Source organism: Alistipes sp. AF48-12, from assembly GCF_003477565.1.
Classification (GTDB): Bacteria; Bacteroidota; Bacteroidia; order Bacteroidales; family Rikenellaceae; genus Alistipes_A; species Alistipes_A hominis.
Window position 1 is genome coordinate 1 of sequence record NZ_QUDJ01000005.1, and the last position, 16,620, is coordinate 16,620.

General features: G+C 50.1%; 16 protein-coding genes and 1 tRNA gene. 4 read left to right on the top strand and 13 right to left on the bottom strand.

The window, feature by feature from the left end; translation table 11 throughout:
* The first annotated feature begins 110 nt into the window (after positions 1–110).
* A complete protein-coding gene (locus tag DW082_RS04195; protein ID WP_118457508.1) occupies positions 111–899 on the top strand; it encodes a hypothetical protein in 789 nt (262 codons plus the stop codon).
* 75 nt (positions 900–974) lie between these two features.
* Here DW082_RS04195 and DW082_RS04200 read toward each other — a convergent pair whose 3' ends face one another.
* The gene (locus DW082_RS04200) at positions 975–1,865 is read right to left on the bottom strand and encodes a HEPN domain-containing protein (protein WP_118457607.1); all 891 of its coding nucleotides are present in this window, start codon (positions 1,863–1,865) and stop codon (positions 975–977) included.
* A 479-nt stretch (positions 1,866–2,344) separates the two neighbouring features.
* Between DW082_RS04200 and DW082_RS04205 the strand changes: the two genes are divergently transcribed.
* The 3 genes from DW082_RS04205 to DW082_RS04215 are packed head-to-tail and all read left to right on the top strand — an operon-like array spanning position 2,345 to position 4,173.
* On the top strand, positions 2,345–3,061 hold the full coding sequence (locus tag DW082_RS04205) for a helix-turn-helix domain-containing protein (RefSeq protein WP_147386958.1): 717 nt from the start codon (positions 2,345–2,347) through the stop codon (positions 3,059–3,061).
* A gap of 34 nt (positions 3,062–3,095) precedes the next feature.
* A complete protein-coding gene (locus DW082_RS04210; RefSeq protein WP_145996565.1) occupies positions 3,096–3,563 on the top strand; it encodes a hypothetical protein in 468 nt (155 codons plus the stop codon).
* Entirely contained in the window at positions 3,553–4,173 is a 621-nt protein-coding gene (locus DW082_RS04215; RefSeq protein WP_118457512.1) for a hypothetical protein, read from the top strand. The genes DW082_RS04210 and DW082_RS04215 overlap by 11 nt, the downstream gene beginning before the upstream one ends.
* Here the strand turns inward: DW082_RS04215 and hxsC are convergent.
* The 12 genes from hxsC to argF form a co-directional block, all read right to left on the bottom strand.
* Complete coding sequence (hxsC, locus tag DW082_RS04220; RefSeq protein WP_118457514.1) at positions 4,151–5,026, bottom strand: His-Xaa-Ser system radical SAM maturase HxsC; 876 nt, start codon at positions 5,024–5,026, stop codon at positions 4,151–4,153. The genes DW082_RS04215 and hxsC overlap by 23 nt on opposite strands.
* Position 5,027: 1 nt before the next feature.
* Positions 5,028–6,437: a His-Xaa-Ser system radical SAM maturase HxsB gene (gene hxsB / locus DW082_RS04225; protein ID WP_118457516.1), complete on the bottom strand. Its 1,410-nt coding sequence runs from the start codon at positions 6,435–6,437 to the stop codon at positions 5,028–5,030.
* 3 nt (positions 6,438–6,440) lie between these two features.
* Positions 6,441–6,794 carry a His-Xaa-Ser system protein HxsD gene (gene hxsD, locus DW082_RS04230; protein WP_118457518.1) on the bottom strand — a complete coding sequence of 118 codons (354 nt, stop codon included), beginning with the start codon at positions 6,792–6,794 and terminating at the stop codon, positions 6,441–6,443.
* Complete coding sequence (locus DW082_RS04235) at positions 6,794–7,615, bottom strand: peptidoglycan-binding protein (RefSeq protein WP_118457519.1); 822 nt, start codon at positions 7,613–7,615, stop codon at positions 6,794–6,796. The genes hxsD and DW082_RS04235 overlap by 1 nt, the downstream gene beginning before the upstream one ends.
* Before the next feature lie 221 nt (positions 7,616–7,836).
* Positions 7,837–7,913, bottom strand: a tRNA-Asn gene (locus DW082_RS04240).
* 314 nt (positions 7,914–8,227) lie between these two features.
* Positions 8,228–9,868 carry a family 78 glycoside hydrolase catalytic domain gene (locus DW082_RS04245; protein ID WP_101572909.1) on the bottom strand — a complete coding sequence of 547 codons (1,641 nt, stop codon included), beginning with the start codon at positions 9,866–9,868 and terminating at the stop codon, positions 8,228–8,230.
* Between the two features lie 71 nt (positions 9,869–9,939).
* Positions 9,940–10,779, bottom strand: coding sequence for a hypothetical protein (locus DW082_RS04250; RefSeq protein ID WP_118457521.1), 840 nt, complete (start codon positions 10,777–10,779; stop codon positions 9,940–9,942).
* 272 nt (positions 10,780–11,051) lie between these two features.
* On the bottom strand, positions 11,052–12,341 hold the full coding sequence (locus tag DW082_RS04255) for an OstA-like protein (protein WP_147386959.1): 1,290 nt from the start codon (positions 12,339–12,341) through the stop codon (positions 11,052–11,054).
* Between the two features lie 10 nt (positions 12,342–12,351).
* Entirely contained in the window at positions 12,352–13,761 is a 1,410-nt protein-coding gene (locus tag DW082_RS04260; RefSeq protein ID WP_101572907.1) for a peptidylprolyl isomerase, read from the bottom strand.
* A gap of 6 nt (positions 13,762–13,767) precedes the next feature.
* A complete protein-coding gene (locus DW082_RS04265; RefSeq protein WP_228385793.1) occupies positions 13,768–14,634 on the bottom strand; it encodes a hypothetical protein in 867 nt (288 codons plus the stop codon).
* 45 nt (positions 14,635–14,679) lie between these two features.
* Complete coding sequence (locus tag DW082_RS04270) at positions 14,680–15,567, bottom strand: CPBP family intramembrane glutamic endopeptidase (RefSeq protein ID WP_101572905.1); 888 nt, start codon at positions 15,565–15,567, stop codon at positions 14,680–14,682.
* A 12-nt stretch (positions 15,568–15,579) separates the two neighbouring features.
* A complete protein-coding gene (gene argF, locus DW082_RS04275) occupies positions 15,580–16,584 on the bottom strand; it encodes an ornithine carbamoyltransferase (protein WP_055205161.1) in 1,005 nt (334 codons plus the stop codon).
* Between the last annotated feature and the right edge of the window lie 36 nt (positions 16,585–16,620).

A 16,620-nucleotide genomic window follows, 5' to 3' on the forward strand; every position in this document is an offset into this window, starting at 1 on the left:
ATTACGGCCCTGATCGCGGCTACGACCGAGGCTATTCTCAATCAGATCGCCGAGAACAACCGTAAGCGGCAAATCAAACCGAAACAACAATTTAAAATGAAATTTTAATAATGGAAAATACTGAATTATTAACCGAGTTATATGCTACGGTCAATAAAATCCTGAATATCGTGACCGACCTGAAAAAGAACCGACCGGACGCAAATGCGACACCGTCCGACGGCAGTACGGTCGATCTGGATTTGAAAGCCGATATTTTAAGCCTGAAAGTAGGCTTTGAGTTCTATGTACAACAGATGCAGTTAATGGTACGGACGGTTTCCAATCTTTCGCCGAATTTCAATTTCAGCTTGCCCGACATGACGAACCTCGAAGACCTGTATCGAAAGATCTTGAATGAGATTGCGCTCATCAACCGGGACAAGGCATCTACAAAATCCGTCGAAAGGTTGTGCGAACAGATCGAGGCTGCGGTCCGTTCCGACATGAAAAAAATCGAAAGCGTATTATTGGCTGGATTCGCCGAGTTGAAAACGTCCGTCGAGAATTTTGAAAACAGCGTCCTGCGAAATCAGCGGCTACGCAACCGGAATCATTTCTGGAAAGCGTTATTGGTCGTTTCCATCGCCGTCATGGTTACGTTGTCTTCCGATTTCTGGCAGTACAGGCGCGACAGTTGGAAATACCGCTACTTGCGGGCGTACAATTACGGGCGCGACTCGATGATCCTTTTACTCGACGATGTGTATGACTTTCATCCGTGCGATTCGGCGATTCGAAAAAGCAAACAGATTGCCCGCGAATACGAGACAGAGGCTGAAACGGTCGATTATGCCGGAGTGAATCGTAGGTATCAGGAAGCAGAGGCTTCAACGGAGAAGCAACCACAGAAGCGATAACCGTTTCAACAGGATTAATTAAAAGACAACCGACCGAAATAGAATCGGTCGGCTTGTCTTTATTTTGGCAGTCTTTTATTTGCGGCTCAATCGGTCGTACTCGGCGATCCGTTCGGTGCAAATCTTTTTGGTAATATCGCGGAGTTGTTCGACTTTGGGTGTAAGGGCGTCAATATCTGATTTCGTCACGATAAAATCATCGTTATAGCGGGCCTCAACGTAAGCGCGCTTTAAAAGTTCGAACAACCGTTCTTCTTCTTCCGTATCGCGTGGAAAAACTTTTGCCAGTTCCAGTGTATGTAGTTTACATTTCCCCAGTAAAAATTCGAGATCGTGTTCCTTATGACCGTAAAGACTATAAACCAATCGGATTGTTTTCAAATAACTTTCAGCAGCCTGATGGAGTTGAAAGGCGCATCTTTGATACCGTCCTTTTTCATACAGGGCTCTGGCTGCAATTGAAAAATCTTCTGCTGTCCCAAATTTGTTATCAAAATATTTCTGCGCCATTTCTTTGATCTCGGAATAATTCAGGTCGCGGGGAGTAACCAATTCATACTCTCCTGAATCATAAAGCATAACCCCCTGTTCGAGAATATCGACATAGAAATACCAACATTCTGAAATTGCGTTGTTCAGTTTAGAGATACTCTCGTTGATGATTTGAGGTCGCGTATTGAACTCGGCATCCTTACCGCACAAAAAACGGTCTTTGATGCGGGTGTTGATTGTGGACTCCCTCTCTCCCAATCGTCTTTTCGTCACGACTAACAAATCGTAATCGCTTATGTAAAACGTTTTCACGCCGAAATCGCGGCGTTCGTCGCACTCGACATAGGTATTTTTGGCGTAACTGCCGTAAAGAATAACCATTACGACATCTTTTACCTCGTCGCGGATCAGGCGGACGAGTTCGTGCAGGTCGCGTTGTTTGCGCTCGGGCAGAAAATCGATCGAGTTCTTCATACTCACAAAATTAGCAAGAAATTTCCAGAAATACATACCCGGTGCGCTGAATTAATTTTTATTCGTATCTTTGTTTAACGGTTCCTTAAAACAGGTTTTGTTGTATAGGGACGGCATAAGTCGTCCGGGAACAAACCTAAAAGCAATTACAATGCAAACTTTAAGGAACTACGACGATTCGGCATAGCCGATGGACATAGTATAAGGGTAAAAACAACTCTTTAGGCCATGTGGTAATCTTGCGACCATCGTATTACGGTGGGATTATTTTTCCGGCTTTAACTGTTGTCTAACCCGAGCTATACCCAGACCAAACGTTTGGGTAAGCTTGGGCGCAGGACAGTTTCCGGAAAAAGGTTCGCAAGACCGACCACATGGGGCTGACACCGCGCCTTCTTTTTTCTCCCTGCACAAGACCGATCTATTTCTTTGCTACGGAATCGCGGGCGCTATTTTCCAATCCTGTAAAATATCGAGCCGTGAAAGCACCGACCAACGCAAACTGGGAACGGCTGTGTAAAGTGATCGAACATTCGGGCCTCTCGGTCAATGCCTTCGCCCGCGCTATCGGCCTGTCGTGCGGGGAAACCCTCTACCAGATCAGGCGGGGCAATAACGGCATCAGCCCCAACGTGGCCAAACGAATCCACCAGAAATACCCCGACTTCAGCCTCGCATGGCTGATGTTCGGGTGCGGGGAACCTGTGTCCGAAGTCTCCGGCTCCGTCGCCCGGATTCCGGTGTACCGCACATTGCCCGAACGCCTGTTTCGGGGCGAACCGGACGACTGCCTGATCCTCTCGGCGGCATCGTCCCACGGGGCCGAGTTCGCCGTGCCTTATGCCGACGATCTGCTGAATCCGTTTCTGCGAAATTCATTGCTGCTGCTCCGGCAACAAAAAGGCGCAATCCTCTACGGCAATATCCATCTGGTTGAAACCGAACACTTCCGCCTGTTCCGCATCCTGCAACCCGCGCCGAACCAGTCCGTCCGTTTAACGGTTTTGCCGGGTTCTGCTTTGCCCGGAGCCACTTTGTCCGATTCCGCCGGGCTGAACGGGCAAAATGGACGGGCAGGGCTGAATGAGTTCAGGCGCGTTCCTGCCGAAAATCCTTTTGCCGACATCGTTGTTCCGCGCAGTAGTATCCTCTCCCTCTGGTTGGTCTGCGGCGCCGTCTGCGACCTGTGCCGGTAAACGATTTACCAAATTACTATTATTGAATATCATTATGAAAAAAGAACTCTTATTATCCCCGCACGAACTCGACCGCTACAACCGAAGCGCCGATTTCCTGCAAAACCATACCATCGTATTCGTCAGCCAGCACGAAATCCCCGATCCGCTGTTGGTGTCGTGGTTGGAGTGCGATCCGGTCGGAGTACTGATGAAATTCGCCGACCAGACCGCCGAACCCGGACAAATTTTTACCTACGCGATCTATTTGTACGCCTACGAGTTGCATGACCGGTGTTACCATCAGATTTTGGGAGAATCGTACCGCACCCCGCCGGAAATCGTGATGCTGAATTTTCTCCGTTACCAGAAACTACTGCGCTACACGGCTTTTCTGCGTAACCGCCGGATCGAAACCCCGCCGTTCCAGATTCTTCATTTTATGAACTATCTGACGATCTACCCGATGATGAGAAAGTACGCACACGGTTACATGAATGACAAACAGCGCAATGGGGATTGAAAAAACGAACCGGGAAATACTCGTCCGGTTCGTCCGGGAAAATTTCAATATTCGTTCCAGGGAGATACCGGGCGACATATTGCGTCGGCTGCGGGTAAAGGGCGATCCCGATCTGGACGATTTGACGAAACCGCGCTTTCAGCCGATCCACGATTTGATGGCGGATATGATCGCCCTGTACGAAAAGCGGCTGAACGTGAATATCCGGATACTCAGCATGGACGAATACGTGCGGCTGTCATGCCGGGCGAAATACGCCTGCCGCCTTTGCGGGTTTATGGAATACCTGTTCGATGCCGAAAACCGAACGGTCTACATCGAGAGATACGAATACGATATCCGGGTCCTGATTTTCCTGTATTATGCCGATGCGGTTTTACGTTCGCGCGGTTGGTTCCGTCGCCCTGTGAGCAATATCCGACTGTTTTGCATCCATGCCTATCCGCCCCTGTCAGTCTTTGCGCTCAACAGGCTACACCGGTTCGGAAACCCGTTCCTCGGATCGGGCGACCGCTGCGCGATGTATCTTCCCGAAACTCTGGAAAAAGCACGGTATTGGTTTAACAAGAATATAATAATGAAGCGGACTAAATGGTTTGAACTGGTTTGATATTGATACTTTGATATTTGGATGTTCCGAATAATCCGCAACACATTTCTTTTACGGCACATTCATGGCAACATGGAGCATATATATTTTTCCAATCCGATATCGATCTTTTTGCATAAGACCATAATGACTGATTTAATAAACAGTGTTGTAGATTAAAAATAGATACATCCTTTTTCCATTGAGATAGTCCGATAACAGCGGATTCCAATTCTTTTTGATAATCGACTGGCTCAATCCAGACCTGTGTCCTATTTTTGATAGTATAGCCTGTGTATTCTAAACCCATTAACGATATGTACTGGACGAAAGGGAGATTTCGGTATATGAAATTAGGTAGAAACGGTAATCGCTGATAATTTAGTTTTGTCAGGACTACCCGTAATTCAATTCCGAAATCGAACCGAGCCAGATTATACAGTCCGCGCATGGTTTCGTTGAACGAACCTTGTATTTGTGTTATTGTATCGTGATCTTGGACACAATCCGAATGGATTGGAATACCCAATAATAATTTATCGGTTCCGCAATCGGCTAGCCTCCGAGTAAATTCTCTGTCCGAGAACTTCCGCCCGTTGGTTAGCAAATGGATTTCCGTTTGTGGCAATTTTGAGCGAATATGACCGATGAGTTTTAATAAACGATCTCCCAAAAGTGTCGGTTCGCCTCCCGTGATACCTATACTGATTAATTCCGGTGGCGCAGAATCGATCAGCGCAATATTTTTATCGAAAAGAAAATCGAGATCAGGTTTACTCAAGGGCGGTTGGCAGCACATAACACAGCGATTATTGCATTGTGCCGTGACAAACAATGCATTATCATTGGAGTTTATGTCGATGGTATCTCTCATTTTATCCTCTTGTACCTGTAAGCCAGCGTTTAAAAATAGGTAAGACTCGTTCTTCCTGCTCCGTCAATAAAGTGAAAATATGTTCGATAATTGCTTTATGTTTTTTACAGAATGTTGAAGTCGGTCGGAAACCATACATATTTCCCTGTGTGGAATAATTACGAACGGGGTCGGCTCCGCAAATGGACTGGAAAGCGCAATCCGCACATCCGGCTATTGTTTCAGTAGCCCACAACTGTGCTATTTTTTGTACTTTTTCCCCATAAAACAAATAAAGATAATCATCCGATACTTTTCCTAACTGAAATGTGTAGTCATTGAACTCGGCTAACATTCTTGATTCATCCGATGCATATACGTAGCCATCGTAATTATATACGACAACGGCATTGATAATTCCTGCAGGAGACTGCAAATCCACAAAACCAATTGGAAACGGAGTGAGAATTTTTCTCAAAATCAAAGTTGTAAACTCTTCGATAAACATTTCTCCTGACAAATTGATCTCAATAATGTAGTCCAATGCTTTCTTATAAAAATCAACAAATCGATCAAAATACAGACCCCAGTCTTTATTTTCTCGTGCCAGTCCATAAGGATTCAATGCGCGTATAAAAATACTGTGAAATTGATTTTCCCGATAGCTGTCGATAATCTCTTGGGGATAGTTCAACGAGTCTTCGGATGTTGTCATCAAGGCCGAAACTCGATGTTGCCCAAGACGTTCTTTTGCTTTCGTTATCCCTGCAATTACTTTCTGATAACTGTCCTGTTTCCCCCGGTTATGGTTGTGCAAAAATAACGGGCCGTCCAAAGAGGTTGAAATCAAAACTTTATATTTTTCACAAATATCCAGTATTTCGTCAGTCAGATTAACGCTATTGGTACAAATGACATAATTGATTTCTTTGTTTGCGTTCTCATTTTTTGATTCTGCATATTCAATAGCGAAACGTATTAACTGGGGAACTAAAGTAGGTTCTCCTCCCTGAAATTCCATTGTCAGACAAGGCGATGGAGAACAGAACATTAAATCGACAGCCTTTTTCAAAGAATCTATCGACATATCGTATCCGTGCAATTCTTTTTCCCTACTTGATGCCTGACAATAGATGCAATTTTGGTTGCATCGGAGTGTCAGAACGAAAATATGCAATGAGGTAAAGTGATCTAAAAAAGCTTTCCGGGTTGCCAGTCGGACAGACATTACATCTAATAGTTCCGGAACAGGCGTCTCGCTAATAAAAAACGAAGCTGTTAAGTTTTTATACAGTTCCTCGTCTTTTTCGATATTTTTATTTGCGATACGCTGTACCGTTCCGCGTGGGACGATCATGTAATCCCCTAGGTCATTAATCAACAGTTCTTTGCCGTTGAATATGTTAAATTTGAACGGAAGCAGATAATACATTGGTTATTGTTTGTCGGAGAAGTCGAATTCTATAAAATCGTCCCGGTTTGCAAAGGCTTTTACAAATAAAATATTACGTAAATCTTTTGTTTCTTCATCTATAATCTGCCGAGTCTTGAAGTCAATGAAATCGTGGTTGAGACGTTTTTTAACACGACAAAATTCCTCTTCGGAAATAATTCCGTTAATTTTATTGAAACAGATTTTTTGATTTACTGAGCCTGCAATATATTTTCTGCTTATAATATAGTCTTCTGACAACCAATATAATACTTTAGATATAACGTTGTCATTGTATATCTTTGTATCTACATATAAAATGATCTGATTGTCATCCCTGAGTTTGATATCGTACATTACAGTTTTATTAAGATAGACAATGTTTTATTGTCTACTATACCAGTAGCTGTGATATTATGATCTTTTTGAAACGACTTTACCGCTTTTTCTACGTGTTCATCAAATAGCTGTTCGTCTTCGATCTCTGAATCAGATAATAGATCTTGAGCAATAAGTACCTTTATCAATTCAGCGACATCAGAACCATACATACCTTTTTTCAAGACCCGATCTCCTAATTCTGGAGACCAATGTTGTAACTTGGATATAGTTACTGATCCCGCTATACCGTCTGTTTTTAATTTGGCGTCTTCTTGAAACGCTTTAATTGCTTTGGTAATATGAATGTCGCAGCAAACATCTCCCAAATAATCTTTTTGTACAGAAGACTCATCCAGATAACGATATTTTACCAAAAGTTTTGCTAAATCTTCGACATCCTCGCCGCTAACGCCACTGCTGATCGTCCGTTGTCCGAGAGAATAAGTTTTGACTGTTGTCGTAGTTGATGAGTAATGGGATGACGCTGAAGAATGCGATGAATGTGAAGTATGAGAGTAATGCGAAGAACCAGAACTATGTGAACTATGCGAACTGTGACTTCGATGTGAACTGTGGCTTCGATGAGCGGCCAGTAGATACGTATCGTCACTATTCAAATGCAACAGCATTTTGACGTTCAGTTTATTCGACGATTTGGATAGTGTAAGGTTGTCATCCTCTGCCGCATCATCTGATAAATGATAATTAGGTACAGCTTTTAGTCCATGTGTTTGAACTAAAGTGGCTATGGATGTAACAACAATACTTTGGAGTAATGTTTTAAATTTTGCTTTCATCTATTTATATAATAATCTGTAATGTATTTTCGATAAAATATGTACAAATTTAATAAAACTAATTTATTAGATCATATACAAAAGGCTAATTATCTTGGTAAGTGATAAATTCTGATTTTTTTTGTTAATATTCAGATTGTGACTTTGAATATATTTGTATGCAAATTGTATGTACACAAAAGAAAAGAGGTTACGATGAAAATCGTAACCTCTTGATTTTCTGGCTCCTCAACTAGGACTTGAACCTAGGACCCCCTGATTAACAGTCAGGTGCTCTAACCAACTGAGCTATTGAGGAATATGTTTCCAAAAGAGAGCGGTTGAAGTTTTTTAATCGAACCCGATGTTTCTCTTTTGCGAGTGCAAATATATACCAAATAATTTATTCTGCAAACAGTTTTGGTAAAAATATCTTCGCTTTTTGCTATTACGACCGCGGGCGTGGCGTATCGGGAATATTGGTGTCGGTCGAGGCGGTCTTCCGTTCGAGTGAAATAAAAAAATCCGGAACGTTTCTGATCCTCAGAAAACGTTCCGGATAGGATCGGGATCGGTTACGGGAACCGGGTCCGATCGACGGGCGGCGAATTGTGGAACGCCGTCCGCCGGTTGTTATTGCTGGAAAATTTCTTTGTACTTGTTGATAAAATAGACCGGTGTACAGCTCCAGGCATGGCAGTAGCTGTTGATCGGGTAGAAATTATAGGGGGATTTAAAGTCGTCCTTCGGATCGTACACTTCCCAGAAAGTGTCGGCTCCCTTGCGGATCATACTGCCCCAGTAATCGACCAGCAGTTCTTTTGCCTGCCGGTTCATGCCGCAGTGCAGCATTGCTTCGATCAGATAGTGGTAGGCGTAGGGAGAGCCCGGATAGCAGCTTGCCGGATCGGCAAATGCGGCTTCGAGCGCCCGGACGCTCTCTTTTTGGGACAGCGTGCCCGAAAGAATCATCCATACCTGCGATAGGTAGGAAACCTGCCTGTCCGGGCCGGATACGACGACTCCGTTTTTCGAATCGTAGAAGTTTTTCCGCGAAGCCTTCCGCATGGCTTTGACAACTCCGGGCCATTCGGCCACTTCCTGTTCGCGTCCGAGCATCCGAGCGAGTTCGTAGCTCCGGTCGATGGCGAAAGTCATCAGCCCCTGCATCGGCGCGTGGCGGTTCAGGTCTTCTTTCCAGTCGAAAACAAGCCACCATTGCGGTTTCTTGTCCATGTCGTAGATGTCGTCTTTGAGGTAGGTGCGGGCGAATTCGATCTGGCGCACCACCACCGGCCATAGATCTTCGGCGGTTTCGCGGTCGCCGGTGGCCTTCAGGTATTCGTACAGGGTCACTCCGTAGAGCAGACTGTAATCCATGCAGTGTTGCCCGGTTTGCGGGTGCGGGTCGGGGTATTCGAACACCGTCGCATGCAACCAGCCGTCTTCGTCGGCCAGCGCGGCGAGCAGGTAGAGGCAGCGCCGGGTAAGTTCATGGTTCTTGAACGAGTAGGTATTGGCGAGGGATTCGAGGTACAAGTCGCCGATCCACAGCCGTTGGTCGCGTTTCGGGCCGTCTTCGTAGACGGTCTGCATACACTCTTTCAGCGTGATCAGGCCCATCCGGTTGATTTGGGCGATTATGGGATCCGTGGTCGGAGCCAGTTCTTCGGGCGTGCCGCTCGCCGACGTTACGGCGGTAAACTGCATGTCGGTAATGGCGAAATCGAACGACGAATGGGCCAGCATCTCGATCTTTACATAACGGAAGGCCATACGGCGGGGCAGCGTGACCGTCGCCGGCGCGCGCATCACGGTGACCACTTCGTCTTGCAGCCATGCGCGGCTCAGACCGCCCGGATAGGGATCGAATGGGGTATTCAGTTCGGCGGGCACCTCGGCGAACGTCAGGCGGAACCGCAACGGAGCGTCGGCGTCGGTGTTCAGTTTGCCGATCGTGAACGAGAAGTAGCCGGTAAGATGTTCCCCGAAATCGACGGTCACCTCTTTCAGCGCCTTGAACGATTGGTTGTACAGCGTTTCCATGCCGTCGGTCTCGACCATCTTCCAGCCCTGGAAGGCATCCGGATCCTTTTCGCTGCGGACGAGGCATTGCGGTTTTTTGACGGTTTCGGTTAGTTTCGGCATGTTGTCGGCGGCTTTGCGCAGCCAGTTTTCCCGTTCTGCGGCGAAGGCTACCGGCTGGGCATGCACCGATGCGGCGGTCACCCCGAGAAGTACTACGGATTGCAACAGGTGTACGATTTTTCTCATCGAGTCAGATTTAGGTTAAAAAATATATGCGGTTAAAATATGAGTCCGTATGTCGTTTCGTGTCCGAAAGATCAATTCCCCAGCGAGCGGACGAATTCCAGAGCCTCCTGGCTCAGGTAACGGTCCGTCCGGTCAATCCAACCCGATTTCGGAAGTTCCGTACGCTGTTTGTCGATGCGTCCCGTGATCGGATAGGTCGGTTTGCTCAACGTTTCGTAACGGGCGCGCTGCGACGGACGGATCGTTCGGGTGAAGACCTGCTCTTTGGTCGGCTTGCGCTCGATTTCCCATTTGAATCCTTTCATCAACTGCGACTGCGTTTCCGGAATTTTATCCATCGGGTAGATCGAATAGGACGGGTTGCCTCGGTAGACGATCTCGCTGACCTGCCGCTCGGTGAATCGGAACGTGATGTCGGCGCATTCCGCGACCAAGAATCCGCTGATGTACCGGTCGGTACTGTCTCCGTCCTCCATGTAGTAGTAGGTTTGGCCGTTTCCGTTCACATCGGTTTTGAAGATCTCCCCATTGTTGAAATAGGTTTCGATCACTTTGCCTTTCACCTGGTTGAAATGCGTCGAATCGACCCTCGAGCACATCAGCGGTTCCCCTTTGAACACCGCTTTTTCGATGGTTTGGTTTTTCGTGAAGATATCGACCGTCTGGGCCGTGATTTGGTTTTCCCCGTTCCACAGCACCGGATTGGTGTACATGTGGATCGTCGAGTCGATCGAGAACCCCACGATCGAGTCGCACACGGCCTGGAAATCCGAGCGGTAGATGCGCACGTTGTAATATCCGCGGACGATCCTTACCAGCGAATCCGCCGGATCGACGATTGCCGCCGAATCGGCGGCCGCTTTTACCGTCGCCGAGTCCGCGGCAGGGGCGGGGGACGGCGTTTTCTGCACGGTCGAATCCGGGGAGGCCGCCAGCGTGTCCGCTGCGAAAACCTGTTGCAGCGAATCCAGTTTCAGCAGGGCCAGCGTATCTTCCGAGGTGGCTTTGCCTTTGAGGAACCGACGGGCCAGCTCTTTGCGCTGCCGCGCCCATTCCTGTTCCTGCTGGGCCCGGGCGATCGCCGCTGCTTTTTCTCGCGAGGCTTTGATCTTCGCTTTGATTTTTGCGGTGCGTGCTTCTTCCTTTTCCTTTCGGAGTCTCTCTTTTTCGAGCTTTTTGGGGTCTACCGGCCGTTTTTTCGCCTTTCGGACGGAATCGCTCGTCGATACGGAGTCCGGTACGGGGGGCTCCGATTGCGCCAGGGAGTCGGCCGTTTCGCCCGGGATGTTCCGTTGCGCGGAGTCGGCCGGGGTTTCCGTGTCGTTTCCGGCCGGAACCGGGGGCGGAGCGGGGCAGACGCAGGAGGCGGAGCTTGCCCGTCCGGAAGCGTCGGAATCGGCGGACGTCCCGGCCCGTTCGTCGCGGGACGGACCGCCGCGCTGTCTGCGGCGGGGGACGGCGCGGGAGTTTCCGCTGCCAGCGAATCCGCTGTTTTCTGCGTCGGAACAGAGTCGTTGCGGAAACGGTTCAGCGTATAGATGAAGATGCTGTCCGAGCGCATGAAAACGGTATCGGGTTGTTCACCCTCCTCGTAGCTAAGCACCGATGGGTCGCGGGTCAGCAGGGCTTGTTTTTTATCGCCCCAGTATTGGCCGTAATCGCCGAAAGCCATGGCTTTTTGTTCCTGGTCGGCGATCTGGATGTTGTTTCGCAATACCGCGTCCTGTCCGGTTTGCCGGTACACGATTGTGTCGGCCCACAGTTCCTGGGTTTTGGTCATGATATAGGAGCTGTCGGTGAACGTATAAAGGTCTTCCTTGGCATTGTAGCTGCCCCGGCGGGCCGTGAGAAATTCGTCCTGGTCGTTCCAGATGTAGGACGGCGTATCGAAAGTCGCGATTTCGGTGTCCATGTTATACGTTACCGAATCGGAGCTGATCGTATATTGCGGGTTTTGCATTTCGACGTTCCGTACGCCGATCAGCTCGCGGTTGTCGGCGTAGTAATACCCTTCGTCGGACTCCATTAGGTTGTCTTTCTGCGACATGGTTCCCCCGCCGTAATAGCGTCCGATGTTGGTCAGCGTGTTGAACGTAAAATTATAGGTGTACAGCGTAGCGTCCTTGTCCACCATTTTGATCAGCGGGGAATAGATGCGCGCTTCGTTCAGCAGCCCGTTGTAGTCGGCCTTGTCGCCGTAGATGAACGTGCTGTCCTTGTTGACGACCACGTTGCGGTAACAGTCCATCATGCGGTCGCTGTACCGGATTGCGCTGTCGCAGGTAATGACGGCCCCGTTGTGGAAAAAGACGACGTGCCCGACCAGGCACAGCGCCGTGGAGTCGGCTATCTTGATGCTGGACATCACGTCGGCCCGGAAGTCCACGGTCGTGACTTCCTGCCCCCGTACGCCTGCTATGCAGGCCAGCAGCAGCACCGCGAACACGGCGGCTATGCGACTTCTTCGGATCACCGGCAGCGAATTATTTAAGGAGTTCTTTGTGCTGGAAATCGCAGTCGTGGAATTCCTTGTCGATCCGGATGTACATTCCCTCGATCTTGCTTGCGAGCCACTTGTCGAAAACTTCCTGCTGTTTCTGGGCGAGGGTCAGTTTCTCGATCTGCTTGTAGTCTTCGTTCAGGTTGGCCGAATGGGTCGGGATGACCTCCTTGAGCATGACCAGCTTGCACAGCAGGCTTCCGTGCGTGTCGACGGCGGCGAAAGGTTTCGACACCTCGCCGGGGGTCAGCGTTTGCAGTGCTTCCAGGTCTTCCCGGTTCAGGTTTTCCTTGTAGAACTTCGTCGAAGCTTCCGACGGGTCGACCATTCCCCGGTAGTAGAATTCGAGTTGTTCCAGATTGGATACGATCCCGCCGTTTTTAGCGGAAAAGCGGTCTTCCGAATATTTTTCCACGGCTTTTTCGAACGTCAGGTTGCCGGCCTTGATCTCCCTGCTGACGCTGTCCAACAGGTCGTAAGGTTCTTCCATATCTTTCTGGGTGTACTGCGGCTTGATCAGGATGTGGCGGACGTGGTACTGGCTACCCGTTTTGTCGATCATCTGGATCAGGTGGAATCCGTATTCGGTCTCCACGACTCCCGATACTTGTCCCGGTTTGAGCTGCGACATCGCCTTGGCGAACGGCTCCACCATCATGTCTTTGGTAACCGTACCTACGTCGCCCCCCCGAGACGCCGATCCCGGGTCTTCGGAGTAGATACGCGCCAGCATGTCGAACTTGTCCCCTTTCAGGATCCGCTCGCGCAGTTCGAGCAGGCGTTCCTGCGCCCGCATCTTGGCATTTTCCGCCGCGGAAGGATAACGGACGATCTGCGCGTATACGTATTGTTCCGGGATGACCGGAATACTGTCCTTGGACTGTCGTTTGAAATATTTTTCGACTTCACCCGGAGTGACGGTGACTTTGTTCTTCACCGTATTCTCCATTTCGTAGGCGTAGCTGTCTTCCTGGGCGCTTCTCTTCATATCCGCCCGTATGTCGAATATCGGCTTGTGGTAGTACATTTCGAGCGCGGCCAGCGATCCGAACTTTTCGGTTTCGTCGTTCAGGCGATCCTGCACCTTCTGGTCGATGATGCGTTCGTTATAGATCTTGATCGAGTCGATCTGGGACTGGTTGTAGAGCACTTTCTGGACGATCAAGTGTTCGAGCGCCTCGCAACGCGGATCCCGTCCGGAAGTATAACCCGTCTCTTTCTGCTGATCGATCAGCGATTGGGTCAGCCTTTCCAGGTCGGAATAGAGCACCATCGAATTCCCGACCACGGCGATCACCTTGTCCGCCGTAAACTGCTGCTGCGCCGCAGCCCGGTTACACAAAGCGCAGGCGAGCAATCCGCCCAGAACGATCTTCAATTGATATCCACGCATCGTATTTTAATTTACATTTACTACTATTTCCTTGTTGTCCAGCGCCCCGCGGTACAGGCTGTCCTCGTGGGCGCGGATGATTTCCTCTTTTCGTTTGTTGAAAATGACCCGTTTGATGACCTCCCGCACGCTTTCCTGCGGCGCATACTCCCCGGCCCTGCAAACGGACAGCACCCGGACGTAAAATATGAAGTCGTTCGCTTCGAACTCATTGACTTTCGCCGTGTTGAGTAGGTAGTCGTAATCCTGAGTCTTGTCGACCGGCAGCAACGACCGCAGCACCGCGAAGTCCGTCCATTGGTTCAGTTCGGTCAGTTCGAAATTGTTTTTGACGCACAGGTCGAGCAGATCCTGATAGCCCTCCTCGCGCGGGGTGAGCATCAGCTCTTCGATCGTCTTTTTCTTGTCGTAACTGCGCGGAATACGTACGATCCGGGCCTTCACTAGGGTCTTGTCTAGGATGAAATCGGCCTTGTTCTGGTTGTAATAGTCCGCAATCTGCGTATCGGTGAAAAGCGTGTCGATGTTCTTGTCCACGTAGAACTGGTCGACCTTGTGGGTCAGCAGCGAATTGCGGTACTCCTGCACCATCTGGTCGATGTCTTTCTGACTCTCTTCGAGCATCCGCTCGGCTTCTTTGATTTTCAGTTGTTTTTTGACCCATTGGTCTACGTAGGAACGCAGTATTTTCAGGCTGTCCTCGGAGGTCATATTCGGCGTGAAGATCGGGCTCACGTCGTGCAGGTACAGTTTTTTGTTCTCCACTTCGGCCAGAATGGTGTTGTGCTCCGCAAACGGATTCGGAAAACGCTTGCAGGAGTAGGCCGTCAGCAAGACCGCTACCAATAATATTTTCGGGACAAATTTCATCATTCGTTTGCTGCGATACAAAGATATACGATTCCGGGTAAACAACGGTTATTGCGGACTTATATTGTCATTTTTCCCGAAAACTTTCCCGTTTTCGGACGCTTCCGCCGCCGGAACCTCCACGTTGCGATTCCGCCGGAGCGTGCGTACGATGCCGGCGACGGCCAGCAGCAGGACGACGCAGGCCGCGGCGTACAGCACATGGTAACTCCGTTCGCTCCCGAACATCTCCTTCGTGAAGACGATCTTTTCGCCGCTGAGCATCCAGACGAAATAGGAGACGGCGTTGTTCAGCGCATGGATCAGTATACAGGGGATCAGCGATTGGGTCTTGTAGTAGATGAATCCGATCATCGCGCCTACGAAAAAGGCGTTCAGGGCCTGCTGCGGGATGCCGTGCACGATGCCGAATATGGCCGACGCGATCAGGATGCCGCGCCAGGGGCCGTATTTGCGGGTCAACGACTCCTGGAGGATGCCCCGGAACAGGATCTCCTCGAGGATCGGCGCGACGACGACGGTCGTAAGCATCATCCATCCGCCCAGTTTCATCTGGTCGCCGAGCCATTCGAGCCACCGGCTTGGGAAGAGCTCCAGCAACGGTTCGATGACCAGCGTCGTGGCGAGGACGGTAATCACTCCCCATAGCACCAGCGCCGGGTCCGTTTTCCGGAATCCGAACCGGAGCAGTTTTACGTCCGGCCCTACGCGCAGCCGCTTGGCGAACAGCGCATAGCAGATCGTGCTGAGGAATGTCAGCGCGTAGACGAGCGCTACGACCGGCCCCTGCGACGCGATTCCGAACCGGAGCAGCAACCCGCCTCCCAGGTTGAACGCCAGCATCGCTACGAGGTAGATGCCCAGAATGGCGAGCAGGTCGCTCCAGGTCGGGTAAGCCCCTTTCTGCGGATTGGTCTTCATAGGTCGTTCTGTCATCCGGCCGACCGGTTAATAAACCTGGTCGCCCAGCGTGGCTACCATGACCGCTTTGATCGTGTGCAGGCGGTTTTCGGCCTGGTCGAACACGACCGATGCGTCGGACTCGAACACCTCTTCGGTCACTTCCATTTCCGAGATGCCGAATTTGCCGAAAATATCCTTGCCGACCGTGGTTTCCATGTTGTGGAACGCGGGCAGGCAGTGCAGGAACTTCGCTTCCGGATTCTGCGTGGCGTCCATCACGGCGCGGTTGACTTGGTACGGGCTCAGCAATTCGATGCGGTCGCGCCAGATGTCGTCCGGTTCGCCCATCGACACCCATACGTCCGTGTAGACAAAGTCGCAGTCGCGTACGCCGTCGATGCGGTCCGTCACGGTAATCCGGGCGCCCGAGGCTTGCGCCAGTTCGCGGCAGGTTTTCACCAGCGCCGGGTCCGGGGCGCACTGCGCCGGGGAGATGGCTCTGAAATCCATACCCATTTTCGCCGACGCGATCATCAGCGAATTGGCCACGTTGTTGTGCGCGTCGCCCAGAAAGCACAGTTTCATTTCGGACAGCGGCTTCTGCGAATGTTCGCGCATCGTCAGCATGTCGGCCAACGCCTGCGTCGGGTGAAATTCATTGGTCAGGCCGTTCCATACCGGAACGCCCGAGTATTCGGACAGAGTGTGCACGATGTGCTGCCCGTATCCGCGGTATTCGATTCCGTCGTAGATGCGCCCCAGCACGCGGGCCGTGTCTTTCAGCGACTCTTTTTTACCCATCTGCGAACCGGTGGGGCCCAGATAGGTGACCCGTGCGCCCTGATCGTAGGCCGCCACTTCGAACGAACAGCGCGTCCGCGTAGAGTCTTTCTCGAACAGCAGCACGATATTTTTGCCCTGGAGCGTTTTTTTCTCTTTCCCGATGTACTTGTCCGCTTTCAGCCGTGCGGCCAGATCCAGCAGATAACCGATCTCCCCCGGCGTGAAGTCGAGGAGCGTCAACAAACTTCTTTTACTTAAGTCAACCATAACCATTCCGTGAGTTTTTCGATGCTCCGGCTCCGG